Below are 25,817 nucleotides of genomic sequence, written 5' to 3'. Positions count from 1 at the left end.
CGCCCGCGCACGTCCTAGGGTGAGAGCCAGCGGACGGCGCCGCAATCTTCCACATCATAGCCTCCCATTGCCGCGGCCTTGTCGTGGAACGCCTTTGACCGGGAGAAACTCAGCAACTGCTGTACGGGCTCGGTGAAGTAGCTTCGCCGGTCGATCAGGAGGTCGAAGCGTTCCTCGCACAGGTGCACGAAACCAAGGTGGAATTGCTGCGCCATCGCCTCGATGCCGAGCGCGGCGTCCGCATCGCCCGCCGAAATCGCGGCGGCGGCTTCCGTTTCGGTGCGCGCGAAGCCCGCGACCGGAGCGAGATCGGCTTCGGTCATACCGGCATCCGTCATCAACCGATCGAGAAGCGCCGCAGCCCCCGCGCCGGGTTGGCGTCGGACCAGTCGTCGCCCACTGGTGTCGGCGAACGTCGAAATTTTCCCATCCAGTTCGGGCGCGACGATCAAGCCGCGCGCCCGCTTGGACCAGCCGATCAGGACGCAGTCCCGAAGCGCCCGTGACGCGACGGTGCGCAGGTTCCAGCCGTCCTCTTCCGGCAAGTGCAGCCCGGTGAGCGCGGCTCGACCTTCGGCATAGACGTTCAACCCGTCGATGCTCCCGTTCCAAAGCGTCGCGAGCCCTGCGCCCGACTCGCGGATCGCCCAATCCAGAAGCGGGTCGTGCGAGCCGGTCAGCACCGCGGGGCGCTCGCCGGTTGCCGCGTCGCTGTTGCCCTCGATCCAGGCGGTAATCTCTGACGCGGGAAACAGCAGCTTGCCGGTTATGCGCCGATGGGGAATTTCGCCCGCCGCCGCGAGATCATAGACCTTGCGTTCCTTCACGCGCAGCAGATCCGCGACTTCCTTCGTCGTGAGATACGCAGGTTGCTGGTCGGTCGGACCGCTGCCCATGGTGTTCGCCGTTCTGGTCATGGGGTCATGATCCGTCAGAATGGGCGCATGGGCAAGCGTCCAGAGACGCGGGCGACATGCCCGCGCCTTCGATCGTGATCGTGAGCCGCCCTGCGAACGGTGCTGAGTGTCACGCGAAGAGGAAAGCCGCCTCGGTCAGGTCGCTTGCGCTCAGCGTGTCATCTGCGTCGCGCAGGATCAGCCTGTCCTCACCATAGCGGACGCGCACATGTCCCGACGCCAGGTCTGTGATTGTCAGATCGTCGAATCCGAAACCCAACAGCCGGATCTGGTCGGATCCGATGGTGAAGTCTCTGATCCGGTCGACGAAGTCGTCGGCGATCAGGTCGAACACATCGTCACCATTGGCGCCTCGCATCCGGTCGATGCCATCGCCATCGAAGATGAAGTCGTCGCCACCGCCGCCGCGCAGATCGTCATCGCCTGCACCGCCGAGGATCCGGTCGCCGCCGCCGCGACCGAAGATTCGGTCGTCGCCGTCCATGCCCTCCAGGATGTTGTCACCGTTGCTGCCCCTTATGGTGTCCGCGAAGACGGTCCCCGTGAGATCCTCGAAATTCGCCATGCTGACAGACGTGCCGCCTGCGCCCTGGGCGGTACCGGCGGCAAGATCGAACCGACCGTTGGTTTCGAACGCGTCGTGCCAGTCGATATGATCGATCCCGGCGCCGCCGTTGAAGTCGGTCGCATGGACCGCGAGCCGGGCTTCGATCGTGTCGTCGCCGGAGCCTGTGTGGATGAGATGGGTCAGGTTGCCCTGGATCACCCTGTCGTCCTGGTCGGTTCCGATGAAGGTCTCGAAACTGACCATCGTTTCGCTCTGGCGACCGAACCGTGCGACGCCGAAATGCAGGTCGTAGATGCCGTCTTCCTGGGCCGAGCCAGACCAGTCGATGATATCGTCACCGGCGCCGCCATGAAACGAATCCCCGCCGATCAGGGTGGTGACCTCGACAATATCATCGCCAAAGCTTGCCCGTATTTCGTTGAGCCCCGCGCCCTCGATGATCCTGTCGTTCTGGTCGGTGCCGATGAAATTCTCGAAGCCGAACATCATCTCGGACAGGAACCCGAACCGTGCGGTCCCGCCGGACATGTCGTACACCCCGCCCGCCTGCGCGGACAGGGACCAGTTGATCGTGTCGATGCCGAAACCGCCGGTGAAACTGTCGCCGTCGATCAGGGACGTGACCATGAGCGTGTCGTCTCCGCTCCCCGCGTCGACGACGTTGTGCGTGGCGCTTTCGATGATCGTGTCGGATTGGCCGGTGCCGATCAGGTTCTCAAAGTTGATCATGGCCTCGGACCCCGCACTCGCCGTCGCCACGTTGCCGGCCAGATCGAACCGCCCGCCTGCCTGTGCCGATCCGGACCAGTCGATGGTGTCGATGCCGGTGCCGCCGTTGATCGTGTCATTCCCGATCAGCGAGGTGGCGCGCACGATGTCGTTTCCCGCCCCGGCGTTGATCGCATTGACGCCGGCGCCTTCGATGATCGTGTCGGACTGGTTGGTTCCAAAGAAGTTTTCGAACCCGAACATGGTCTCGACCTCGTTTCCCGCACGTGCCGTGCCGAGCACGAGATCATAGACGCCGCCATTTTGGGCCGAGGCGGACCAGTCGATGCTGTCAATTCCGAACCCGCCGGTAAAGCTGTCGTCGCCGATCAGTGTCGTCACGCGCACGATGTCGTCGCCGCCGCGCGCGTCGATCACGTTGACCGCGCCGCTTTCGATGATGACGTCGTTGTTTTCCGTGCCGATCAGGTTCTCGAAGGACTCCATGATCTCGGTGTTGCCATCGCTGTCACGCGCAGTTCCCGAGCCGAGATCGAAGCGAGCGTTCTGCTCGTTGACTCCGCTCCAGTCTATGGTGTCCCGCCCGGTGCCGCCCCGGAACACATCGCTGCGGATGATGCTGGAGACGATCAGCGTGTCGTTGCCGCCATGGCCGTCGATCACGTTGCGACTGTTGTTCTCGATGATGGTGTCGGCGCGCTCTGTGCCGATCAGGTCGGCGAAGCTGCGCATCACTTCGCTGTTGCCATCCGTGTCGCGGGCTTCGCCGGCAACCAGATCGAAGGTGGCCGAGGTTTCGCCGCTTTCGCTCCAGTCGATCAGGTCTCGGCCTTGTCCGCCATATAAGGCGTCGCTGCCTATGGCCGAAGTCACTTCCACCGTGTCGCGCCCCTGGTTGCCACGGAAGGTATCGCTGCCGCCGGCGGCGGAATCCCGCAGCGTGTCGTTGCCGCGCCCGCCGCGCAGCAGGTTTACGCCGACCCCGTCGGTCAGACGGTCGTTGCCGTCACCGCCAAACACATCCTCGATCCCCGACATGGTGAGCTGGCGCCCGGCGATATCGCCGGTCCCGGCCATCAGGTCGATACGAATGGACCCGTCCACCGCCGCTGCGTTGATGATATCGTGCCCGACGCCGCCGTCGAAGTTGGTGGAATGTCCTTCGACTCCGCCGTAGAGGACGAATTCGTTGGTGAATATGAAGAGGTCGTCCTCGGTTTCCGCCGATCCATGCATCCACAGGTCGATATCGTTGATCGTGATCGGCGAGGATACCGCGTTATCGTCATCGCGGACCTCAAGCCGCCAGACTCCAGCGCTGGATTCGCCGCGAAAAGCCGTGCTGCCGAACCGCCAGCTGCCGCTGAACTCGCCGAACCAGCCGGTATCGGCGATCAGTTGCACCCGTGTGCCGCCCGGTGAGGTCAGGTAGACTTCCAGATCGTTCAGGTTCGCGACCTCGACGAAATTGATCGCCAGCGTGATGTTTTCGATCTGAATGCCGTTTGAAAAGCGCATAGAAAAGAAGTTCGCTCCGCCACTGGTCGAACCCGCGGCGATGGTGACTTCGCGGTCCAGCCCGTCGACTCGCGCCGGGTTGACCTCGTTGGCGCTGGTCTTCTGCGTGGTCCAGGTTTCGGCCAGGCGCACGGCGGCCTTGGCGTCGATCAGGCCAAAGCCGTAGTCGTTGGAATAATGCAGCCCGCCGCCATTCCAGTTGTCGGCGGCATTCCAGAACCAGGTCGCGCCGTTGGGTTGGGTGCCCTGTTCCTCGCCGATGGGGGCCGCGCCCATGGTGCTGCCGATGTGGCGCGAACTGTAGGCGATGATGTCCTGCACGTCGCGCCAGCCCAAGGTCGGGTTGGCATCCAGGATCAGCGCGATCACGCCTGCGACCTGGGGGGCAGCGGCCGATGTCCCGGTAAAACCGGTATAGTCGCCGCTGGAATAGCCCTGCGCGCCCGTGATGTCGGTGGTCTGCACGGAGTCGCCTTCGCGCCCGTAGAACGCGGTGGTCAGGATGTTGGCGCCGGGGCTCGAGCTCTTGTTCTCGGAGTCGCTCGGATCCCCGATCTGGTTGGCGATGGGCGGCAGTTCGCCTTCATCGCTCACCCCGGCCACGACGACGGTGTGGCGCGAATTCTCCAACGCTTCGCCGGTGGTCTCCTCGCGAAACGCGTTATTGGCGTCGCGGCGGCTGTTGCCCGCCGATTTTACGATGATCAGACCCTTGCCGTCGCGCCCGTCCTCGGCGGCGGTCTCGGCGGCATCCACGAGGTCATCACGATGGACGAACATGTTACCGCTGCCTTCGCCATAGCTCATCGTGATGATGTCGAGATTGTCGCGCGTCGCGCGCTCGATCGCGGCTTCGACCTCGTCGCGCGACCAGTCGGTCTTGTAGCCGACAAGCTCGGCCCCGAAGGCGATCCCCACGGTGCCCACGCCGTCCTGCGCGGCGCCGACGATGCCAAGGATCGGCGTGCCATGCGCATCGACATCGGTGTCGTCCGTCAGGTCGGGGTCCGGTTCAGGCAGGGCAATGGAGTCATTGTTTTCGAAGTCCCAGTCCAGATCGGTCCGGTAATTGTCATAGTCCGGGTGGTTGTAGTCGAACCCGGCGTCCAGCCCCGCCACGATGATGCCTGACCCGTCGTAGTCGTCCCACACGTCAACGACGTTCAGGTCGTATTCGCCCGGGGTGGTGTTCAGAAGGTGCCACTGGAGAGGAAACCGCGTATCACTTGGAATGAAAGCCATAATGAATCCGATCTTTGATTGACCGCGTGTCGGCAAACCGACCGTGCGATCAAGTGAATGGCGCAACGTCTAAATGAGGTCATCTTAACCCGCGGCGGCGAACCAATCCTGACGAAGTTCTGAGCAAGTTCTGACGACCGATCGCGGCGGCGTTGCGATCACCGCCGGGCGATGCCGGTCGTCACGAAGGCGGGGCCAAGCGAATTGACTTGCACGAGACGCTCGCATTGCGACGCATGCAGGCGGGCCTCCTTGGCGTTTCCGAGGCGGCGATGAAGGGCTGCGGCGACGGCGCGGATGCGCGGCACGAACCATATGTCGCCGGTGCTGGTGGCGTAGTCCAACGCTTGGTCGACCATGCGGAGTCCCAGCTCCGGCTGGTCGGCTGAAAGGCAGGTGTCGGCCTTCAATCCGTACCAGTTCGCCAATTGCACCCGTGCGCCCGTTTCCCGGAAAACGGCGAGCCCCTCGTCGATCTCGTCAAAGGCCCGGTCGAATTGTCCGCGCTGCCCTAGTGCCCAGCCCGACAGGATCAGCCCGGTGCCCAGCCAGAACGGAAAGTGGTGTTCGCGGCTAAGGGTTGCGGCCTTTGAGGCGAGCGTTTGGCAGCCCTCGACATCGCCGACGAACATGCGGGCCGCCGAACAAAGCGAAAGGCTGATCGCGCGCGCGAAAGGGTTACTGACGGCTTTGCCGAGATCGGAGGCGTGTTCGCAGAAGCCATGCATTTCCTCGGTGTTCCCTCGCAATCCTGCAACCCATGACGCATAGGCCGCGCAGGTCACGGCGGAGTTCTGGACCGTGATCGATGACACGATGTCGGGTGTCGCATGGAACAATCCAGCCTTGAGATGGTCCTGCGCCGCGGTCAGGTTGCCGGCATGCACCAATACCGCACCAAGGCCGGCATGGGCCTGCAGGAGCAGGGCAGGGTCCTCGGCCTGCCGGGCCATGCGCAACAGGGTTTCGGCGTGATCGATCGACTCCGCAAGCTTGCCCGCAACCCAGGTATGGACCCAAAGACCGGCCCGGATGCGCGTCTGGTTCTTGAACGACGCGCGGCCATCACCGAGGACGCGGGCGCGGTCGAGCGCGGTTCCGACGCGCGCGGAACCATATCCCTCAACCGCCATCAGCGCGGTCCCGAGCGACAGTTGCAATCTCAGTTCGTGTTCAGCAGCGTCTGGGAAATCGGGCGCGAGTAGTGACAGACCGTTCCGGGCAAAGGATATCGCGTCCTGCCGGTCCGAGCGATACATGGCCGCCTGGCTCGCGCGCGTCCACTGAACGAGCGCCTGTTCGGTCTCGTCGGCCTGCTGAAGATGCCAGGCCAGCGTTTCAGGGCGAACGGGCTCGTTTTCCGGCATACTCTCCAGCAAATGCGCCACATGTTTGTGCAGACTCTTGCGGTCGTCCGGTGCGATCATCGCATATGCCGTGTCATGCAGCAGCGCGTGGCGGAAACCGTAGCAGTCCGCTTCCGCGACCAGAAAACCCAGCTCGACGAGGTGCGCGAGATCCGATCCGATCTCGGCTTCGGACAATCCGAGCAGGTCGGCGACATGACCGAGCCGGGCGGCCGGACCGGCGACGGAGATCGCATAAAGCAGGGTGCGCGCGCGGACTTCCAGATCGGCGATCCGCACCTCCATGACGGACTGAACGGTTTCCGGAAGATTCGTCCGTACTTCGTTTTCCGACCGGAGCGCGAGCGCCAGTTCTTCGAGGAAGAATGGATTTCCTCCGGCGCGATCGACCAGCGTAACCGCCTCCTCGGTGCCAAGGTCCGCTGCTTCCGGCATCTCCCGCAGCAGGGCAAGGCTCTCGTCACGGCCAAGGGGGGAGAGCAGGAGCGACGCACTGTCCGACGCGGATGTGGCACCGGAGCGCGTGGTGATGAGGAGCAGCAGCGCCATTGAATCCGCGTTTCGGGCTAGCTCGTCGAGATAAGCGCGCGACTCGCGATCCATCCAGTGCGTGTCCTCGAAGACAAGGATCAGCGGTGTCGCTGTGCAGATTTCGTTCAGCAATCGCAAGACCAAGGCACGACTCTGGACCCGGCGCATCTGATCAGAGACGCTTTCGAGGATTGGATCGGGGCGTTCGGGCCTGTCCAGGAACCAGCCGAGCAAAGCACGATCGAGTCTATCCTCCAGCAGCGAGTCGGGCAGGGCGTCGAACAATCGACGACACATTTGTCGGATTGGTGCCATCGCGCTGTCCTGCAAGCGTGGCAGACATTGGACCACGGTCTTTCGCTCAGGTCCAAGATGTGCCGCGGCGAGAAACTCCGAGACCAAGCGGGTCTTTCCGATCCCGGCGGGTCCTGACAGTGTCACCGCCTTGCCGCTGCCGCTTTGCGCACCGTCCCAAGCTGCGGTCAGGAAGGCGTGTTCGGCCTTGCGCCCGACAAAGCGGGTCGGGCGGATGTGCGGCCGGGCGGGGATTCCGGATCTCTGTTCCGGGGGGGCGGTCAGCAGATACCCTTGGCCGATCGGAACGCACCGCGCCTCTTCGCCAAGTTGAAGCTTGGTGGTCTCGTTGATGTGAATCGTGCCGGGGGCAGCATCGCGTGCAAGTCGCGATGCGCGATGTTCGATCTCGTCAGGTGCCGTCCAACCGGAGTCGGCCCCGTCATTCAGAACCGTTCCGGTCTCGATGCCGAAGGAAACGGAGACACCCGTGCGCCCGACGGAGCGAACCTGTTCCGCCAACTGCCAGGCGCAATAGGCTGCCCGTCTCGCCCCGTCTTCGAAATGCGGGGTCAGGCCGAAAGAGACAGTGAAATCGTCCATCATCATCCGGATCAGCTGCCCTTTGTCGGCCTCGATCTGTTGGCGTGCGATCTGGATGAACTCAGCCTTTAGTCGCGATCGCTCCACCTGCGCAAGCCCGTCAGACTCCGCCGAGATCTGCGCGTACAGGACCGAGACAAGACGACGTTCCTGAACGTGTCGCAGAGCGGTTGTGGGCGGCATCGGTGTTGGATCGGCGACGATCGTCACAGGGCTGACCAGACGAAAGCCCTTGCCGTGAAGAGTCTTGATGATCGGTGCTTGATCCGGTCCTGCCTGCAGAGCCTTGCGCACAAGACTGATGGTAGTCTGCAGCGCGGCTTCGGAGACGTTCGCGGACCAGAATGCATCCAGCAGTTCAGACTTCGACACCATCCGGTCGTGGTTCTTGACCAGGTAGGTCAGAACGGAAAAGGCTTTCGGTGCGATCGAAATCGACTGGCCCGCACGGCGCAGTTCACCGGTATCTGTGTCGAGTTCAAATCCGGCGAACTGATAAATCATCTGCGTCTGTGCCCCACGTGCTCCCACCGGCGTGGAAACCAACCTCAATATACACCCTAGCGGCCTACAGTAGACAGAGACAGTGAGGGTATTCGCGTCTTGACAACCTGTGTAACTGGCCGTGAGGGTGCCGCCCATCGCGCGGATCTCGGTGCCTGGCAAGAGGCATGGAAGGGATGCTTGGTGGTGGCGCCGCATCGACCTACCATCTTTCGCAGATTCCAAGGGCGCGCCCGAAGGATGCCAAAAATAGCAATCGGCCACCACGCCGGACGCCTTTGCGACGGCAAAAGGGAACGTGAGGTGCTTTTCGTCGCGGCCTGTCGTATCTTTTGGGGAAAGGAACCGTGACCGATGTGCAAAACACATACTGACCCAGTATTCCGGGAACATCGTCAATGAAGACGACTGCCTTCTGGAAGCAGGCGATGCTGTGCTTTGTGCTCGTGGTTGCTGCAGGGGTCGCTTGGCAATACCGGGCAGAGGCGATTGCCTTGTGGCATGGGGCCGCAGCCGAAGCGCCTCGCTCCACCGCTGCAACCGATGCTGGCCAGGCCACTCCGGTAATGGTTGCAAGGGCCGGGATGGTGCGGGATGACCTGTCGTTCACAGCCATCGGGACGGGGTTCGCGGTCCGCTCGGTCACGCTGCGCGCACCTGCGTCAGGAGAAATCATCTCGCTTGACGTCGCGCCGGGGCGCAAGTTCGCCGCGGGTGACGTGCTCATGCGGCTCGAAAACGTCGATCAGCGACTGGTTGTTTCTCTTGCTGAGGCGCGCTTGCAGCGGGCCACTGAAGAGCGCGACAGGTATCGGCGACTTCAAAACACGGGCGCGGCGGCCACAGCGCGGCTGGAACAGGCCGAGACGGACTACCGGGTGGCCGAGATCGAGCTCGAGAAAGCGGGCGAGGAGTTGAGCGACCGCGTGCTTTCCGCGCCGTTCGACGGCATCACCGGGATCGCGACGGTCGAGATCGGCGATCGCGTTGCGGTCGATGATCCGGTGTCGAGTTTCGACGATCGAAGCCGGATCCTCGTGGAGTTCGATCTGCCCGAAGCGCTCCTCGGTCGCGTGGAGCTCGGACTGCCCGTTTCCGCGACGACACCGTCCGTCGAGGGGCGGATATTCGATGGCGAGATCGCCGAGATCGACAGTCGGGTGAATGCCGCCACGCGCACCGCGCGGGTGCGCGCATCGATAGACAACGCGGGCGACTACCTGCGCCCTGGAACCTCCTTCTCGCTGCGTCTCGATCTGCCGGGCAAGGTGTTCCCGGCGGTGCCGGAACTTGCCCTGCAATTTTCTGAAGGCAGCCTGCATGTCTGGCGGGTCTCGGCGGGCAGGGCCGAAAAGGTCGCGGTGCGTCTGGTGCGTCGGCGCGGCGGACTCGTGATCGTCGATGGCCCGTTGAGCGAGGACGATGCCATCGTCGTGGAAGGTACGCAGCGTTTGAGTCCGGACTCGGCGGTGCAGGTACTCAATGCGCGTGCAGGTGCAAGCTCATGATGATCGGCGGTCGGGGCATCAGCGATCTCAGCGTGCGAAGGCCCTATCTTGCTGCGGTGATGAGCCTTCTGATCGTGATCGCTGGCATCGGTGCTTTCTGGGGCGTCGAGGTGCGCGAGTTGCCCGATGTGGACCGGCCTGTTGTCTCCGTTCGGGCAAACTATCCCGGTGCCTCGCCGACCACCGTCGATGCCGAAGTCGCTTCCTTAGTGGAGGGCGCCGTGGCGCGGGTCGCCGGTGTTCGGTCGGTGCGCACCTCTTCGGAAGAGGGCAATTTCCGGATGCGGGTCGAGTTCAGCCCGGACCGCGATCTCGCCAACGCGTCCAACGATGTCCGCGAGGCGGTGGCGCGGGTCGAAAATCGCCTGCCAAGCGGGGTCGAAGACCTGTTCGTGGTCAAGTCCGAACAGGATGCCGACCCGATCGTCGATGTCGCCGTCTGGAGCGAAACCCGCCCCATAGATGAGCTCACGCGACTCGTTGAAGACGCGGTGGCGACCGAATTCACCGCCGTCGACGGCGTGGCGGAGGTCGTTCTCTTCGGAGATCGGCAAAGGGTCCTGCGCGTCGAGGTGGACCCGGCGCGTCTCGCCGCTTTCGAGCTCTCCATCGGAGAGGTCGCGGACGTATTGCGCGCGGCACAGTTCGACGTGCCGGTCGGCAGTTTCGGCTCGGGCTCGCTCGAAGTCCTGGTGCGCGCGGATGCGACCGTGTCAAGCCCCGCACGGATCGAGGACCTGTTGTTGCGCGATGATGTGCGACTGGGCGACGTGGCGTCGGTCTATTTCGGGATCGCCTCGCCCGAAAGCGTGGCGCGGCTCGATGGACGAATGGTCATCAGCCTCGGCGTGGTCCGGCAGGCGCAGTCCAACACAGTCCGTATTTCCGAGGAGATATCGAGCGCAATAGATCGATTGAAGCTTCGGTTTCCGGACCTTGGGTTTCAGGTGACGAGCGACGATGCCGTGTTCATCAAGGGGTCGATCACCGAGGTGATCAAGACCTTGTCGCTGGCGCTGGTCATCGTTGTGGCGGTTATGTGGATGTTCTTCGGACGTCTCACCGCGACGCTGATCCCCGCGGTGGCGATTCCGATCGCGCTCACCGGATCGATCGCAGGCATCTGGTTGATGGGGTTCTCGGTCAATCTCATCACGCTTCTTGCGCTGGTTCTGGCGACGGGGCTGGTCGTGGATGACGCGATCGTCGTGACCGAGAATATCCAGCGCCGTCGGCAGGAAGGCATGGGTGCCAAGGCCGCCGCGGTGATCGGATCGCACCAGGTCTTCTTCGCGGTGGTCGCCACCACGGCGACGCTCATTGCCGTTTTCGTGCCGATTTCCTTCCTGCCGGGTGACGCCGGACGGCTTTTCACGGAATTCGGGTTCGTGCTCGCGGTCACGGTGGTGATTTCGTCTTTCGTCGCGCTCACCATGTGCCCGATGCTGGCGTCTCTGGGCGATCCGCTCGGGCAGAACGGTGGTTTGTTCGAAGGGATCGGCAATCGTCTTGCCGCGCTGTACCGCGCGATGGTGAAGCCGATGATCCAGGCTCCCCTGGTCACCATCGTCGCGGCGACGCTGCTGGCGGGCGGTGCGGCCTTCGTCTATGACGACCTTGGCGAAGAGCTCGTCCCGCCGGAGGACCGGGGCATGGTGTCGGTCTGGATTCAAGGGCCGGACGGCACGAGCCTAGACTACACCGACCGGCAGGTCGTTCAGGTCGAGAATATCCTGCGCCCCTTTATCCAGCAGGGGGTGGCCGAGGGGTTGTTCTCGATCACCGGGCGTTATGACTTGAACCGGGGCGCGATAGCCGTGCGGCTGATCCCTTGGGACGAACGCGAGACGTCGCAGGGCGATATCGAAGACGCCATCCGGGCCGATCTGGACATGATCCCGGGGGCGCAGAGCCGCATCTCTGGCGGCAACAGCCTGGGTCTGCGGGGCGGCGGGTCCGGCGGCGGTCTGAGCATCGCGCTGACCGGCGCAAACTATCCCGGTATCGCCGCGGCGGCCGATACGTTCGCGCGCGACCTCGCTCAGGTCGAAGGTCTGTCGGGCGTGCGCGTCCAGTACCAGGCGACGCAGCCCCAGCTCAGTATCGGCGTGGACAGGTCCCGGGCTTCGGACCTCCGGGTGCCGATGTCGATGCTGTCGAATACTCTGCGCGCGCTGATCGACGAGGACGAAATCGCTGAATTGACCATCGACGACGAAGCGGTACCCGTGCTTCTGCAATCGGCGGCAGGGGCTGTGCGCGATCCGATCGACCTGATGAACCTCTACGTGCGATCGGAAGTCGGCGAGTTGGTGCCATTGAGCCAGATCGTCACCTTCGAGGAAAAGGGCGTGGCGGCGGAACTCGACCGCCACGCACAGCGGCGCGCCATCGAGATCGACGCCTCGGTGTCGCCTCAGGTCACGTTGAGAGAGGTGATCGACGATGTCCGCGCCTTGGCGCAGGACCGACTGCCCGAGGGGATCGGCCTGATCCTTCTGGGCGAGGCGGCATCGCTCGACGAAACGTCGTCCGCGTTGACAGCGACCTATGTGATCGCGTTGCTGGTCGTTTTCCTCGTGCTGCTGGCGCAGTTCGAGAGCCTGACCAGTGCGCTGGTAGTGATGCTGACGGTCCCCTTCGGCGTCTGTGCCGCAATCTACGCCATGCTGGTGACGGGCACGACGATCAATATCTACAGCCAAATCGGTGTTCTCATGCTGATCGGGGTCATGGCCAAGAACGGCATCCTGCTGGTGGAGTTCGCCAACCAGTTGCGCGACGAAGGCAAATCGGCGGTCGACGCGGCTTTCGAGGCCGCGCAGGCCCGGTTGCGGCCGATCTCGATGACGCTGATCTGCACCGTGATGTCTGGCCTCCCGTTGATCCTGGGCGGCGGCCCCGGTGCAGAAGCGCGCGCAGCGATCGGGTGGGTGATCGTCGGCGGCCTCGGCCTTGCAGCTGTGTTCACGCTGTTCCTGACACCGGCGGCCTACTCGCTGCTCGGCGGCCTCTCCAAACCCCGTGCCTCCAGCGCCAAGGCGCTGGCCGAGGAGCTCGACGATGTGGCGCTACGCGACGGAGCTTCGGCCTGAAGCAGGGTGTTGCAGCATGTCGGGGCCCAAGGGAAATGGGTTCGTGGCCCAAAAAAGTCCTGTGAGTGAAGGCTTCGCGCGCCGGTCGGAACTCCGCGTCGGAAACGGGAGTTTCACTGTAAGAGATGACGCCGATTAAGTGCGCGAACCTTTCGCGCATCCGGCGTTGCGGGAGGCCCGATGCAAGGGGTTTTCTTAGGTGACCCGACAAGGGCTCTTAGGGTCAGGACTCATTGATTTCTGATAGAGCGCATGCTTCACGACACTTGACGGAAATCAAAGGGTCCTCCTCCCCGAGGCATTGCTCAGCAACGTCCCAACAAGGATCAAACGGCGCGCTATCTCCGACAACCGTCGCCGACCACTCACACTATTCGTCGCTCTTGGTCGGGAAACCGTCTACTTTGGTACATTGGCGCGTGAGTTCTGCTCAACCGCTCCCCAGACGTCGACCGACTGCTTTGGGCGAAAGACAACGGGATATGCGTCCGATTACCAAGTCGATACCAACGCAAGACGACCACCAATTTCCTCAACGCAGGAATTCAACCACGCAACCGGATCAAGATCATTTTCGGAGGGCTCAGGGGCTGGCGGCGCGTAGCGACCAGATGTGACACATGCCTAGAGGTCTTCCTGTCCGTGATCACCCTCGCCGCAACTGCCGTCTTATGGCCACGAGTCCTTGTTCCAGAACGCAGCCTGAAAGACGAGTGGCAAAATGGTCTACTGTTCTCAAGAATAATTCGAGGGCTGGTGCGGGTGAAGGGACTTGAACCCCCACGCCTTGCGGCGCCAGAACCTAAATCTGGTGCGTCTACCAATTCCGCCACACCCGCACGTTCGCCATCGCGATGCGCTGCTGATTAGCAAAGCTTTGCGACCGATGCGAGGGGAATATGCCGCGCGGGGGCGGCTAGAGCCCGCAGCCGCGCAGCACCGCCGGCAGGTGCTCCGGCAGGTCCTCGGCGATCAGGCCGGGGCCAAATTGCAACGCGCTTTCCGTGTGCAGCCAAGCCCCTGTTTCACAAGCGGAAAGCGGGTCTAACCCGCGCGCCATCAAGCCGGTGATGAGCCCGGCCAGCACGTCACCCGACCCCGCCGTCGCCAGCCACGGGGCAGACCGGTCGAACTGCGCCGAATGCACCGAACAGCGCCCGTCAGGGGCCGCAATCACCGTATCCGGCCCCTTCAGCAGCACAACACAGCCGGCCCGCTTCGCGGCCGCGCGCACCGCGTCGACCTTGGAGTAAGCCGGTCCCGAAAGCGGTTCGGCGGCCAGCTTCTTCGCAAGGTCCGGGAACAGCCGCGCGAACTCGCCGCCATGGGGGGTCAGCACCGCGCCCGCATGCAACATCTCGAACAGATCGGCGGGCCTGTCCTTGAACAGGGTCAGCGCATCCGCATCCAGCACCACTGCCCGCTTCAGCGCCAGCACCGTCCCGATCAACGCCTGCGCCCGCTCGGTCAGGCCCAACCCAGGCCCCAGGCACAGCGCGTTCAGACGTGTGTCCCACAGCAGTTCGCCCAGCTCGTCCGCATCCGAAATCTTCAACACCATCAACGCGGTAATCTGGTTCGCGACCTCGGCGAACGCGGCCGGAGGCACGCCCAGAGTGACCAGTCCCGCGCCCACCCGCAAAGCTGCGCGCGCAGCGAGCCGCGCAGCCCCTGTGCGGCCCGCTCCGCCGCTCAGGATCAGTGCATGTCCGTGGGTATACTTCTGTCCCGCCCCCGGCTTGGCGAGGCGCAAGGGATCAGGCGGCCCGACCAGTTGCACCCGCTCGGGGTGCGGCCCCGCCTGCTCGTCGCGCGGCAGCCCGATATCCTTGACCACGACCCGCCGCGAGTGCCGCTCCGCCTCGCCCAGCCGGTGGCCGAGCTTTTCGGCATGGAAACTGACGGTCAGATCCACCCGTGGGCAGCAGCCGAGCGCCTTGCCGCTGTCGGCACAGATGCCCGACGGGATATCGACCGCGACGCTGCGCAGCCCGAACTCGGTCCCCAGCATGTCGAGATTGTCCAGCACGAAGGCCGCATCGCCCTCGAGCGGCCTGGTCAGCCCGGTCCCGAACAGCGCGTCCACCACAAGGTCGGGCATCGACCGGACCGTGCCGGGGCTGCGATCGGACAGCGGGAGGCAAGCGCCGATCCTGCCCCAGCGATCATGGTTGGTCTTGGCATCCGGCGGCAGGCGATCCGCGTCGCCCAGGAAATGCACGCTCACGCGCCAGCCTCGCTCCGTCAGAAGCCGCGCGATGACGAAGCCGTCGCCGCCATTGTTGCCCGGCCCCGCCAGCACGACCGCGCTGTGCGCGCCCTCGGCCAGATCCGGAAAACACGCGCAGATCGCCTCGACCACGCCCGCGCCGGCGCGCTCCATCAACTCCAGACCGGTCACCGCGCCCGAGGAGATCTCGGCCGTTTCGATCTCTTTCATCTGCGCGGCGCTCAACAAGTCACCCATACAAACCCCTCGGCGATTCAATTCCGCCCGAAAATTGTGCACATTGCCCGAAATGTGGGCGCGACCGGGATTTCCCTTCGGCCTGTGCGAACCCTGCCACCGGAACCGATTGTAGACAACACGGAGAAATGGTCTCACCCGGCTCAAGCAATCGCTCAGGAGGGCCCCATGAAAAAGATCGAAGCGATCATCAAACCGTTCAAGCTGGACGAGGTGAAGGAAGCTCTTCAGGACGTCGGCGTGCAGGGCCTCTCGGTGATCGAGGTCAAGGGGTTCGGTCGCCAGAAGGGCCACACCGAGCTCTATCGCGGGGCGGAATATGTCGTGGATTTCCTGCCCAAGGTGAAGATCGAAGTCGTGCTGGACGACGACCAGGTCGACGGCGCGATCGAGGCCATCGTCGACGCGGCCAAGACCGACAAGATCGGTGACGGCAAGATCTTCGTCAGCAGCGTAGAACAGACGATCCGCATCCGCACCGGCGAGACCGGCTCGGACGCGCTCTGAAAATACTACCAATTTCTAGGAAAGGACCAAAGGGAATGAGCAAGGACGCAATTCTCAAGACCATCAAGGACGAGGATGTCGAGTATGTCGATATCCGTTTCACCGATCCGCGGGGCAAGCTTCAGCACGTGACGGTCGTGGCCGACCTGGTTGACGAAGACTTCCTCGAAGAAGGCTTCATGTTCGACGGGTCGTCGATCGCCGGCTGGAAATCCATCGAGGCTTCGGACATGAAGCTCATGCCCGACACGGACAGCGCCTATATCGACCCGTTCTATGCCGAGAAGACGCTCTGCCTGCATTGCTCGGTCGTCGAGCCCGACACCGGCGAAGCCTATGAGCGCGACCCGCGCGGCACCGCCGAGAAGGCCGAGGCGTATCTCAAGGCGTCGGGCATCGGCGACGTGGCCTATTTCGGCCCCGAGGCGGAGTTCTTCCTGTTCGACGACGTGCGCTTCAGCAACTCGATCAACAAGGTCTCCTACGAGGTCGACGCCACCGACGCGTCCTGGAACACCGACACCGAATACGAGATGGGCAACATGGGTCACCGCCCGGGCCTGAAGGGCGGCTATTTCCCGGTCAACCCGACCGATGAAGCCCAGGACCTGCGCAGCGAAATGCTGTCGACCATGAAGCGACTCGGCATGAAGGTGGACAAGCACCACCACGAGGTCGCCTCGTGCCAGCACGAGCTGGGCCTGATCTTCGGCACCCTGACCGAGCAGGCGGACGAGCTGCAGAAGTACAAATACGTCATCCACAACGTCGCGCATGCCTATGGCAAATCGGCCACCTTCATGCCCAAGCCGATCTATGGCGACAACGGGTCGGGCATGCATGTGAACATGTCGATCTGGAAGGACGGCAAGCCGCTCTTTGCCGGTGACAAATACGCCGACCTGTCGCAGGAAGCGCTGTATTTCATCGGTGGCATTCTCAAGCATGCCAAGACGCTGAACGCCTTCACCAACCCGTCGACCAACAGCTACAAGCGCCTGATCCCCGGCTTCGAGGCCCCGGTTCTGCGTGCCTACTCCGCCCGCAACCGCTCTGGCTGTGTGCGGATCCCGTGGACAGAAAGCCCCAAGGCCAAGCGTGTCGAGGCCCGCTTCCCCGATCCGGCCGCGAACCCGTACCTGTGTTTCGCCGCCCTGCTGATGGCCGGGCTCGACGGGATCAAGAACAAGATCGATCCGGGCGAAGCGATGGACAAGAACCTCTATGACCTGCCCGCCGAGGAGCTGGAAGGCATCCCGACCGTTTGCGGCAGCCTGCGCGAGGCGATGGAGGCGCTGGCCAAGGACCACGACTTCCTGCTGCAGGGCGACGTCTTCACCAAGGCGCAGATCGAAGGCTATATCGAACTGAAGATGGAAGAGGTGCACAAGTACGAGCACACGCCACACCCGGTCGAATTCGGCATGTACTACAGCTGCTGATCCGGTCCTTCGTGCGGGCCACTCCCGCGCCGAACCCTGTCGACAGGCGCCCTTCGCGGGCGCCTGTTTTTTTCGCGGTCGGCAGCGGGTTCGGTCATATCGCCGCATTGCACCGAAATTACATGCGAAAGCTAGAATATCATTTGATCTCGAAAATTGTTTATGCAATCTTCCGAATGTGTTGATCGGAAAATGATCAGTTCGTGGTCGTGTGTGATGGCCACTTGGGGGTGAAACCGGTCACAGTGTTTGAGTTTTGGAGGGAATATGAAGAACTTGGGGAAACTCTCGGCAGCCGCGTTGGCGATTGCCGCGACAGCACCGATGGCCGCCCACGCGGCGACCATCAGCGGATGGAATACGGACAACGTCGTGCTTGGCGGTCCGGTCAGCGGGACCGCCACCGACGCCAGCGTCGTCTATGATCGCACGTTGCCCGACGCGAATGCCGCCACCAACGGACAGATCTATTATGCAGCACCCGAGGCCGGCGACCCCGGCTTGCGCGTGTCCAATACAGGATACACGACCGGTCAGGGGACGTTCGACGGCTGCATCCTTGCGTCGAGCACAGCAGAGTGCAACAGCGGCTTTCAGAGTGGCAAGCGGTTCAAGCAGCAACTGACGGATACCGGGCCAGTGGACTTGGTCTTCGATGTCACCACCACCGATAGTGACTCGCTCTACCAAGTGTTCCACCGGATCGTGAACCTGTCGGGCCAGAAGCTCGAAAGCTTCTCGGTGCAACTTGGCACGGGCGTCGGCTCGGGCTTTCAGGCATCGACCGATGGCGACGGGCTTGCCTTCTCCAGTAGCGTCGAACTGGGTCCGAACAATGAAGCCGCGTTCTCGCAGTTTCCCTTCGGTCTGTTCGGCAGCACGGAGCAGCCCAATCCGAACCCCAATTTCACGCTGGGCGGATTCTTCGACACCGCCGACCGCTCGGGATTCGACTTGAACAGCCCCAACGAGGATACGCTGACCAGCGACGGTTTCTATGGCCGCTATGGCGCGATCTTCGGCGACTGGCTCGACCAGTCGATGGCACCGGACGGGCTGCTGTGGGATTTCGATGGCGTCTCCGATCCCCTCGTCATGGCTTGGGACAACGGTCTCGGCTGGGAAGTGCGCCGCGGAATCGACGACAGTCTTGACGGTGTGATGGGGACGCTCAGCGCAAAGGATGTCTATTCCCTCGATGAGAGCCTTTGGGAAACCTATGCCTATGACGACATCGCGGACATTGAAGAGTTTCTGAAGGGCGTCATGCTTGAACAGGACTCGATCGAGGATCTGGCCAACCTGAACCTCAACTACGCGATCGCGCTCGGATCGAACTTCACGGGTTCGTCTTTCACCCTGCGGGTCGACACAAACCCGGCCGCCGTCCCGCTGCCCGCCGCCGCGCCGCTGCTGCTGGTGGGTCTGGGCGCTCTGGGCTTTGCCCGTCGCCGGCGCGCATCGCGGAAAGCCTGAGGCGTCCAAAAGGTCACCACCGTCGCACCTCCGGTGCAGTCACACCATGACCATCATGCCGGCCCTTTTTTAGGGCCGGCTTCTTTTTTTGCTGCACTCCTGCGGCCGCTTTCACGGGGCCGATTTACCGGATCGCAGTCATTGTTGTGGAAATTGCACGATATCCGGTTAGCATTGACCTGTTCGTTCCGATCTCTTCGTGGAGTATGCCATGTCCCTGTTTCGTCTCGCCTTCGTCGCGATGCTCTCGCTGCCCGTCGGGCTCGAGGCGGCGACCTGCGGCAATACCGGCGCCGGGTTCGAAACCTGGAAAACGGATTTCGCCCAGGAAGCGCGGCGCGCAGGCGTCGGAACGGCCGGCCTGCAAGCGCTGTCGCAGGCGCAATACGCGACCCGCACCATCGCCGCGGACCGCAACCAGAAATCCTTTCGCTACTCTCTGGACAAGTTCATGCAGGTGCGCGGCGCCGACACGATCGTCGCCCAGGGCCGCAAGCGTAAGGCGCGTAACCCCGATTTCTATGCCGCGCTCGAACGGCAGTACGGTGTGCCCGCGGGCATCCTCATCGCAATTCACGGCATGGAAACCGCCTTTGGAGGATTCATGGGCGACAGTCAGGTCGTCTCTGCGATCACCACCTTGGCGTATGATTGCCGCCGCTCGGATTTCTTCAGGCCCCACGCCATCGGCGCATTGAAACTGGTCGACCAAGGCACTCTGACCAGTGGCACGCTGGGCGCCAGGCATGGCGAGCTCGGTCACACACAGTTTCTCCCCGGCAACGCGCTTGTCTATGGGGTGGACGCGACCGGCGATGGCAGGGTCGATTTCTACAACATCACCGACGCGCTGGCCTCCACCGCCAACTTCCTCCGCCAGAATGGGTGGAAACCGGGGCGCGGCTATCAGGTGGGCGAGCCGAATTTCGCTGTGATCCAGCAATGGAATGCCGCCGGGGTCTATCAGAAGGCAATCGCGATCATGGCAGCCCGCATCGACGGCTGACCGGCGCAATCTGGTCTAACGGGCAATCACGATATCAGCGCAGAGCCCACCCAGCGACGCGCTTTCCGACAGCCGCAGGACACCGCCATGAGCCCGGGCCACATCGGCCACGATGGCCAGTCCCAGACCCACACCGCTGCCCCTGTCCTGGTTGCGGGCAGGGTCGAGTCGCGAAAACGGCTTGATCGCCTCGGCGCGCAATTCTGCCGGTATGCCCGGACCGTCATCCTCGACCCGGAACCGCAATGACCGTTCCGTCACGACGACCGAGGCCACCGCGCGCGAGCCATAGCGCACGGCGTTGCCGATCAGGTTCTCCAGCGCACGACGGATCGCCATCTCTCTCAGTGGAACCTCGCCCGCGCCTTCGCAGGCACCCAGACTGACCGGCGTACCCGCCCGCTGTGCATCCGCGACGATCTGCTCTACCAGGTGGACCGGGTCGGTCGGCTCGGGTTCACCTTCCGCCGCACCGCGAGAGAAGTCGAGAAACGCATCCAACAGTCTTTGCATCTCGGCAACGTCGCGCAGCAGCGGCTCGGCCTCCTCCTCGTCGATCATCGACAGCCCCAGTTTCAGGCGCGTCAGCGGCGTGCGCAGATCGTGACTCACCCCGGAGAGCATCATCGTCCGCTGTTCCATCTGCCGTTCGATCCGCGAGCGCATGTCCAGAAATGCCCCGCCCGCAGCTCGCACCTCGGTCGCGCCAGACGGGCTGTAGGGCACCATGCGCCCGCGCCCGAAAGCCTGCGCTGCATCGGCCAGCCGGGTGATCGGGCGCAACTGGTTGCGCAGGTAGAGAAACGCGATGACGGTCATCAATCCGCCAAAGAAGACCATGGTCACGATCAACTGGTGCGGCGCGGCGGCGGTCACCCGTCGCCGATTGACGCCCACCTCGACCGGGCCGATGGGGGATTGGAAATAAAGGAGTATCAAGCGGTTGTCGGGAAACACTGTCGCCAGCGTCTCGGGCATCGCGCGCCGAACAGTGCGCCGCACCACCCGTGCCGAATAGTCGTACCAGCGGATGTAGTCATCGTCGGGCACCGCCTCCAGCGGCACGAAGCGCACATCCATCTCGAAGGCCGACAGGAACGGCTCCATCCGGTCCAGCGCCTCCTGCCGCGTTCCGGCCGTGCGGGCCCGTTCCGCGATGACGTCCAGTTCCCGCACCAGCGTCATTGACATCTGCCCGGTGATGTCCTCCAGATGGCGCTGGATAAATACAACCGAAACAACCAGTTGCACACTGACGACCGGAACGATCAAGATCAGGGCAGCGCGGCCGTACAACCCCCGCGGCAGGTATTTCTTGAGCCATGCGAACGACATGTGCCGAACCTAGCTCCCCGCCCCAGCAAGAGAAAGAGCGATGACACCGCCACCAGACGATTTCAATCCGCCCACCGGCCTCGCCATCGAACTCGAACCGGGGCTGCGCCGCATTCTCGCGCCCAATCCGTCGCCGATGACCTACCGTGGCACCAACACATACCTGCTGGGTACGAGAGGGCTCTGCGTGATCGACCCGGGACCCAACGACGCCGCGCATCTCGAGGCGATCCTTGCCGCTGTCGAACCCGGTCAGGCAATCACCCACGTCGTGGTCACGCACAGCCATCTCGACCATTCGCCGCTTGCCGCCGACCTCAGCGAGCGCACGGGGGCCCCCATCCTCGCCTTCGGCGACGCCCGGGCCGGCCGCAGCGCGATCATGCAGGGGCTGGCCAAGTCGGGGATGCAGGAAGGTGGCGAGGGCATCGACCACGCATTTCGCCCGCATCGCGCCCTGGAGGATGGCGAGATCATCGAAGGCGACGGCTGGGCGCTCGAGGTGCTGCACACGCCGGGTCACCTTGGCAACCACATCGCTCTGGGCTGGAAGGACGCCTGTTTCACGGCCGATCACGTGATGGGGTGGGCCAGTTCGCTGGTCTCTCCGCCGGATGGCGACCTGACCGATTTCATGGCCTCCTGCCACCGGCTGCGCGCCCGCACCTGGCGCGTGTTTCATCCCGGCCACGGAGCCCCGGTGACGGATCCGTCCGGACGGCTGGACTGGCTGATCGCCCACCGCATGATGCGCGAATCCGAGATCCTCGCAGCGCTTGCCGCCGGCCCCGCCACCGCCCGCGCACTGGCGGAGCGGATCTATCATGACACGCCACCCGCGCTCATCCCCGCCGCGGAGCGCAATGTCTTCGCGCATCTCATTGACCTGTCAGGAAAATCACGCGTCGCTGCCGAAACGCCTATGTCTGCAACCGCACGTTTCCGCTTGCGTGACGCATCCTCAAAATAATTCACCCCGTTGCGCCAATACCCTCTGGACGCCACAAATCCAGATTGCTATAGCCCCGTCACCGTTCCGGCGTAGCTCAGCGGTAGAGCAGTTGACTGTTAATCAATTGGTCGTAGGTTCGATCCCTACCGCCGGAGCCAAAACCCCAGCAAGCTACTGAAATTAAAGGTTTTCCGAGATCCGGAATCGGAGTTCGCCCGATGAGGTGCACAAACCGGTGCACACGGCGGTGCACAACGTGTGCACAGGAGGGCATTCCCATGCCCCGGAATCGGAGCTTGCCGCCCCATCTCGAAATCCGCCGAAACGGCTACTACTGGCGCAGACGGCTACCCCGGTCCCTACGGGACCGGGGCGGCGCCTCCCGAGACGATCCGGAAGAGACCAACTGCACCCCATCGAAAAAGTCGTTCCTCTGTTTTTCGCTTCGCACCCATGTCCCGGCCAACGCGAAGATCCTGGCCCGCCGCCTCACCGAGATGAGCGACCTGGTCTTCGCCGCGGATGCGGAGATGATCATGGCGATTGCGCCCGAAACACAGGTCTGGATGCTGGAAAGCCTCGCTCGCTTCGAGATCGAGGCCTTCGAGCGCGCCCGCGCCGTTGCCGGCCCCCGCAGCGCGGAGGAGGCCGCCCTCGGTCTGCGACGTGAGGAGGCGCTCCAGGCAACCCTGCGCCAGGCTCTTCATCTGGGCAACCGGGAGGTCGCGCGACATCCGTTGCGTCATGTCGCGGGGCAACTCGGGATTGAGATCGATGAAGCCGACGAGGATTGGGCTGCGCTGGCCTACGAGGCGACCAAGGTCCTGCTCGACGTGAGCCTGGAGCGTGCCCGTCGCCAGCAAGGCCATTATGACCAGCCGACCGTGTTCTTCCGCCGCGCGGTCAGCACAGCGTCAGCGCCAGCAGTGCCGCAACTCGACACTCCGGCGCAAAGCGCGATTGCACCGGCTGCCTTCGCAACGAGTGTAGCCGTCCCGGCCACGCCGATGTCCGCCCATGTAATGCCTGCCTCGAACATGCCCGATGCGGGAGTTGCCTTTGCTACGCTGCCCGACCCCATCCCTGAGACACCCGAAACGCAAAGTGAGGCGTCCAGTAGCAGGCCGTCTGCCTGCACGTCTACGTTTCTGAATTCAACCTTATTGACCCAAATCGTCGTGCCGGATGGGTTTGACCGCCCGGAAGGTTATACCGACGAAAGCTGGCAGGCGGCGCGGATTGCCGCTCGCCCGCCGCGTATCCTTATCGATCAGAAACTCCTATCTGAGGCTTCCCGAGCCGCACTCAAGAAAAAGCGCGGCATCACGGTGCCGGAGGCGATCGAGCTCTATTTCGAGCTCGTGAGCCTTGGTTATCGGCCTCCGTTTACGGATTACCAGAAACGGCAAAAGGTAACGAAACCGAATGCGGAGACAACAGAGGAACGGCTCCCTGAAAATTATGTCGGCAAGTATCGCCTCGCGAGAGCGTTCTGGCCCGCATGCTTTGGAGATGACCCTATCGACGAAATTACCGTCGACGACGTCAATGATGCCCTCAACCTCCTTTGGGGCGTTCCAGCAAATCACGGCCGCTCGGAAAGGGATCGCGGCGAGTATACGCTGATCGAACTCATCGAAAGAGCCGATGCGGAGGAAGCCCGACTTGAAAGGGACATCGAGGCTGCCAAAGCGAGGGGAGCCACCGCGGAGGAGATCGACAAGATGCGCTTGGTGAATACCAAACCTCGGATCTCGGTGACAACCTACATCAATCACGGACGTGTCTTGGGGAATGTCGGCAAGATGTTGATGGATATGCAGCTTATTGATCGCAATCCCTTTGCAATCTGCTGCTGGACCAATGATGAGGAGAAAAAACTGAAAAAGCGCGAGGGGGGACGTAAACGTCAAGCTTGGGACGATCGCATCTACAAGCTCTTGGGATCTCGCATTTTTCAGGAGCCCCTTGAGGATATCGGGGAGCCGCTGTTCTGGGCACCACTCATCGCTCGGCACCAGGGGATGCGGATGGAAGAAATCCTTCAGCTTGGGCCGGATGATTTCGGGACCGACAAGGGCATCCCCACACTGACGATCCAGCACACCATCGTGAACGGCGTAAAGACCCTGAGCAGTGCCCGGACGCTTCCGGTCCACCCGCAACTGGTCGAGCTCGGGCTGCTGAAACTGGTCGAGCTACGGAAAAAAGCTTGCCACATTCGGCTCTTCCCGTTCCTCAATCGCGGCAAGCAGAAGGGAACCTTCTCGGCGAATTTCAGCAAGACCTTCGCCTACTACCGCAAGACCAACGAGTGCTACTGGCCCGGACTGGATTTTCACGCCTTGCGCACGACGTTCCACCACGACCTGCTCGGCGACGACAAGTCCGATGCCATCCGCTGTCGCCTCATGGGGCATACCCGCACCGACGAGGGCGACCAGTCCTACGGGCAGAATCTCAAGACCGAAAAGCTGGCCAGGCGTCTGGAATCCGTCGTTGTCGATGTCTCCAAGGTCAGGAGGCCGTTCGAAGATCCGTCAGCAGCCGTGAAGGCGCGCGCGCAGGAACATGGCCTCCGGGTCGTGGCATGATGGAGGCCGCAGGTAGCCCGCGACAATGCAGTTCCGGTGCCTGAAGCGGACAACCAACGTTCCGCTCAGTTCGGCGCGAAGCCTATGAACCGCGCGGGCACCGTCGCGGTCATCCAGACACCGTTGTCGGCGCGGAAAAAGACATGTCCCTGCGCGTTCATCGCGGCGCAATCCACGGACAGGACCACTGCCTTGCCGTGTCGGGACCCAACTGACCTGGCCGCCTCGAAATCGCGGCTGAGATGAACAAACTGCCGCCGCGCTGGGTGAAGTCCTCGTCCGAAAATCGCATTCAGGTGGTGTCTGGCGGTGCCATGATAAAGGGTATCCGGAGGAATTGACGGCGGGAGGCCGAGGTCCAACTCGATTGAATGACCTTGCGCCGCGCGGATGCGTGTCGCGTCGGCAGACAGCGTGAACCGCCCCTTCCGATCTGCCGAGACGACCCTCTCGAGCTCGGCGCGGGACATCGGTCGACCATACCGCCTCATGGCTTTGAGCAGGTCATCGATCCGCACCCAGCCATTTGTGTCCAGTTCGAGATCGATCGTTTCTGGTCGGTGCCGGAGAATGAGCGCGAGAAATCTGCTTTGGTTCGGCATGCGGAGGGTCTCCTGATAACGGGGTCGGCGCGCACGCGGCTCGCCAAGCCCAGTCCGGGCGAAAGGTAAAGGAAGACGCGGGTGGACTTGTGTCGGGCGGCACACCCGCCCGACAGACCGGTTCGTCCGCATCCGTGACTGGGTCCGGTATCGGAAACCGGATTGTGATGTTCAGCTGGGCAATCTCCGAGCGAGGTCCGCCATCCGGGCTCCGTGCCAACGGAGTGCATTGGCGTAGCGATCCTCCGGTGTGCCGCACGACGCCAGCAAATCGTGGATCTCGTGCACGAACGCCGAGACCTGTCGGAAGTCCGGCGGCGACGCATCAAGCGCGCGATCGGCGGCGCAGAACAGGTCCAGACCGTGATCGCCCGCGAGGGCAAACATGATCTCGGAGAGACCGTTTCCGTGGGTCCGGATAAAGTCCCTGGCCTCGAGGGCGGCGAAGTGAAAGCCGTCGCTATTGATGGGCTTGTTCATCTTGGTCTCCTGACCGCGAGAGCCAGCCACTACGGCTGATCGATGTTCTCGGGTCGTCAAGCACCGCCGGCAGGAGAAAC

Annotated in this window: 15 protein-coding genes and 2 tRNA genes; 9 read left to right on the top strand and 8 right to left on the bottom strand. The window is 63.1% G+C overall.

Annotated elements, in window-relative coordinates:
* Nucleotides 1–14: 14 nt before the first annotated feature.
* The 3 genes from JF290_RS18000 to JF290_RS17990 form a co-directional block, all read right to left on the bottom strand.
* Nucleotides 15–917: a helix-turn-helix transcriptional regulator gene (locus JF290_RS18000; RefSeq protein ID WP_233155524.1), complete on the bottom strand. Its 903-nt coding sequence runs from the start codon at nucleotides 915–917 to the stop codon at nucleotides 15–17.
* Nucleotides 918–1,026: 109 nt separating this feature from the next.
* A complete protein-coding gene (locus JF290_RS17995) occupies nucleotides 1,027–4,974 on the bottom strand; it encodes a S8 family serine peptidase (protein WP_199026290.1) in 3,948 nt (1,315 codons plus the stop codon).
* 158 nt (nucleotides 4,975–5,132) lie between these two features.
* Nucleotides 5,133–8,813, bottom strand: coding sequence for an AAA family ATPase (locus tag JF290_RS17990; RefSeq protein WP_199026289.1), 3,681 nt, complete (start codon nucleotides 8,811–8,813; stop codon nucleotides 5,133–5,135).
* A 44-nt stretch (nucleotides 8,814–8,857) separates the two neighbouring features.
* On the opposite strand from JF290_RS17990, the gene JF290_RS17985 reads away from it, so the two are divergent.
* On the top strand, nucleotides 8,858–9,781 hold the full coding sequence (locus JF290_RS17985; protein WP_199026288.1) for an efflux RND transporter periplasmic adaptor subunit: 924 nt from the start codon (nucleotides 8,858–8,860) through the stop codon (nucleotides 9,779–9,781).
* The gene (locus tag JF290_RS17980) at nucleotides 9,778–12,876 is read left to right on the top strand and encodes an efflux RND transporter permease subunit (protein ID WP_199026287.1); all 3,099 of its coding nucleotides are present in this window, start codon (nucleotides 9,778–9,780) and stop codon (nucleotides 12,874–12,876) included. Before JF290_RS17985 ends, JF290_RS17980 begins: the two co-directional genes overlap by 4 nt.
* Before the next feature lie 754 nt (nucleotides 12,877–13,630).
* Here JF290_RS17980 and JF290_RS17975 read toward each other — a convergent pair.
* Nucleotides 13,631–13,715 (bottom strand) — tRNA-Leu (locus tag JF290_RS17975).
* 77 nt (nucleotides 13,716–13,792) lie between these two features.
* Entirely contained in the window at nucleotides 13,793–15,343 is a 1,551-nt protein-coding gene (locus JF290_RS17970) for an NAD(P)H-hydrate dehydratase (RefSeq protein WP_199026286.1), read from the bottom strand.
* Between the two features lie 168 nt (nucleotides 15,344–15,511).
* On the opposite strand from JF290_RS17970, the gene JF290_RS17965 reads away from it, so the two are divergent.
* The 4 genes from JF290_RS17965 (at nucleotide 15,512) to JF290_RS17950 (ending at nucleotide 19,774) form a co-directional block, all read left to right on the top strand.
* Nucleotides 15,512–15,850, top strand: a complete 339-nt coding sequence (locus JF290_RS17965) for a P-II family nitrogen regulator (protein WP_199026285.1) — start codon at nucleotides 15,512–15,514, stop codon at nucleotides 15,848–15,850.
* A 35-nt stretch (nucleotides 15,851–15,885) separates the two neighbouring features.
* Nucleotides 15,886–17,292: a type I glutamate--ammonia ligase gene (gene glnA / locus JF290_RS17960; protein WP_199026284.1), complete on the top strand. Its 1,407-nt coding sequence runs from the start codon at nucleotides 15,886–15,888 to the stop codon at nucleotides 17,290–17,292.
* A gap of 267 nt (nucleotides 17,293–17,559) precedes the next feature.
* The gene (locus JF290_RS17955; RefSeq protein WP_199026283.1) at nucleotides 17,560–18,768 is read left to right on the top strand and encodes a choice-of-anchor F family protein; all 1,209 of its coding nucleotides are present in this window, start codon (nucleotides 17,560–17,562) and stop codon (nucleotides 18,766–18,768) included.
* Nucleotides 18,769–18,979: 211 nt separating this feature from the next.
* Entirely contained in the window at nucleotides 18,980–19,774 is a 795-nt protein-coding gene (locus JF290_RS17950) for a lytic murein transglycosylase (RefSeq protein ID WP_199026282.1), read from the top strand.
* A gap of 15 nt (nucleotides 19,775–19,789) precedes the next feature.
* On the opposite strand, the gene JF290_RS17945 is transcribed toward JF290_RS17950, so the two are convergent.
* On the bottom strand, nucleotides 19,790–21,109 hold the full coding sequence (locus JF290_RS17945; protein ID WP_199026281.1) for an ATP-binding protein: 1,320 nt from the start codon (nucleotides 21,107–21,109) through the stop codon (nucleotides 19,790–19,792).
* A gap of 40 nt (nucleotides 21,110–21,149) precedes the next feature.
* Between JF290_RS17945 and JF290_RS17940 the strand changes: the two genes are divergently transcribed.
* The 3 genes from JF290_RS17940 (at nucleotide 21,150) to JF290_RS17930 (ending at nucleotide 24,655) form a co-directional block, all read left to right on the top strand.
* Nucleotides 21,150–22,079, top strand: a complete 930-nt coding sequence (locus JF290_RS17940) for an MBL fold metallo-hydrolase (RefSeq protein WP_199026280.1) — start codon at nucleotides 21,150–21,152, stop codon at nucleotides 22,077–22,079.
* A gap of 65 nt (nucleotides 22,080–22,144) precedes the next feature.
* Nucleotides 22,145–22,219: transfer RNA gene (locus tag JF290_RS17935), tRNA-Asn, on the top strand.
* Between the two features lie 60 nt (nucleotides 22,220–22,279).
* Nucleotides 22,280–24,655, top strand: coding sequence for a DUF6538 domain-containing protein (locus JF290_RS17930; RefSeq protein WP_328701290.1), 2,376 nt, complete (start codon nucleotides 22,280–22,282; stop codon nucleotides 24,653–24,655).
* Nucleotides 24,656–24,720: 65 nt separating this feature from the next.
* On the opposite strand, the gene JF290_RS17925 is transcribed toward JF290_RS17930, so the two are convergent.
* A complete protein-coding gene (locus tag JF290_RS17925) occupies nucleotides 24,721–25,257 on the bottom strand; it encodes an RNA 2'-phosphotransferase (RefSeq protein WP_199026278.1) in 537 nt (178 codons plus the stop codon).
* A gap of 171 nt (nucleotides 25,258–25,428) precedes the next feature.
* A complete protein-coding gene (locus tag JF290_RS17920; protein WP_199026277.1) occupies nucleotides 25,429–25,737 on the bottom strand; it encodes a hypothetical protein in 309 nt (102 codons plus the stop codon).
* Nucleotides 25,738–25,817: the final 80 nt, after the last annotated feature.

The sequence above is a fragment of the Sedimentitalea arenosa genome (assembly GCF_016428585.1).
Classification (GTDB): domain Bacteria; phylum Pseudomonadota; class Alphaproteobacteria; order Rhodobacterales; family Rhodobacteraceae; genus Sedimentitalea; species Sedimentitalea arenosa.
The sequence above is the reverse complement of the archived record's forward strand: the minus strand, read 5'-3'. Positions and strand labels throughout refer to the sequence as shown.

Bases quoted from the DNA above. Each gene is read 5' to 3' on its own strand.
- JF290_RS17925 (WP_199026278.1), bottom strand. From the start codon at position 25,257: ATGCCGAACCAAAGCAGATTTCTCGCGCTCATTCTCCGGCACCGACCA.
- JF290_RS17970 (WP_199026286.1), bottom strand. From the start codon at position 15,343: ATGGGTGACTTGTTGAGCGCCGCGCAGATGAAAGAGATCGAAACGGCC.
- JF290_RS17965 (WP_199026285.1), top strand. From the start codon at position 15,512: ATGAAAAAGATCGAAGCGATCATCAAACCGTTCAAGCTGGACGAGGTG.
- JF290_RS17985 (WP_199026288.1), top strand. From the start codon at position 8,858: ATGGTGCGGGATGACCTGTCGTTCACAGCCATCGGGACGGGGTTCGCG.
- glnA (WP_199026284.1), top strand. From the start codon at position 15,886: ATGAGCAAGGACGCAATTCTCAAGACCATCAAGGACGAGGATGTCGAG.
- JF290_RS17980 (WP_199026287.1), top strand. From the start codon at position 9,778: ATGATGATCGGCGGTCGGGGCATCAGCGATCTCAGCGTGCGAAGGCCC.
- JF290_RS17955 (WP_199026283.1), top strand. From the start codon at position 17,560: ATGAAGAACTTGGGGAAACTCTCGGCAGCCGCGTTGGCGATTGCCGCG.
- JF290_RS17945 (WP_199026281.1), bottom strand. From the start codon at position 21,109: ATGTCGTTCGCATGGCTCAAGAAATACCTGCCGCGGGGGTTGTACGGC.
- JF290_RS17995 (WP_199026290.1), bottom strand. From the start codon at position 4,974: ATGGCTTTCATTCCAAGTGATACGCGGTTTCCTCTCCAGTGGCACCTT.
- JF290_RS17940 (WP_199026280.1), top strand. From the start codon at position 21,150: ATGACACCGCCACCAGACGATTTCAATCCGCCCACCGGCCTCGCCATC.
- JF290_RS17920 (WP_199026277.1), bottom strand. From the start codon at position 25,737: ATGAACAAGCCCATCAATAGCGACGGCTTTCACTTCGCCGCCCTCGAG.
- JF290_RS17950 (WP_199026282.1), top strand. From the start codon at position 18,980: ATGTCCCTGTTTCGTCTCGCCTTCGTCGCGATGCTCTCGCTGCCCGTC.
- JF290_RS18000 (WP_233155524.1), bottom strand. From the start codon at position 917: ATGACCAGAACGGCGAACACCATGGGCAGCGGTCCGACCGACCAGCAA.
- JF290_RS17930 (WP_328701290.1), top strand. From the start codon at position 22,280: ATGAGGTGCACAAACCGGTGCACACGGCGGTGCACAACGTGTGCACAG.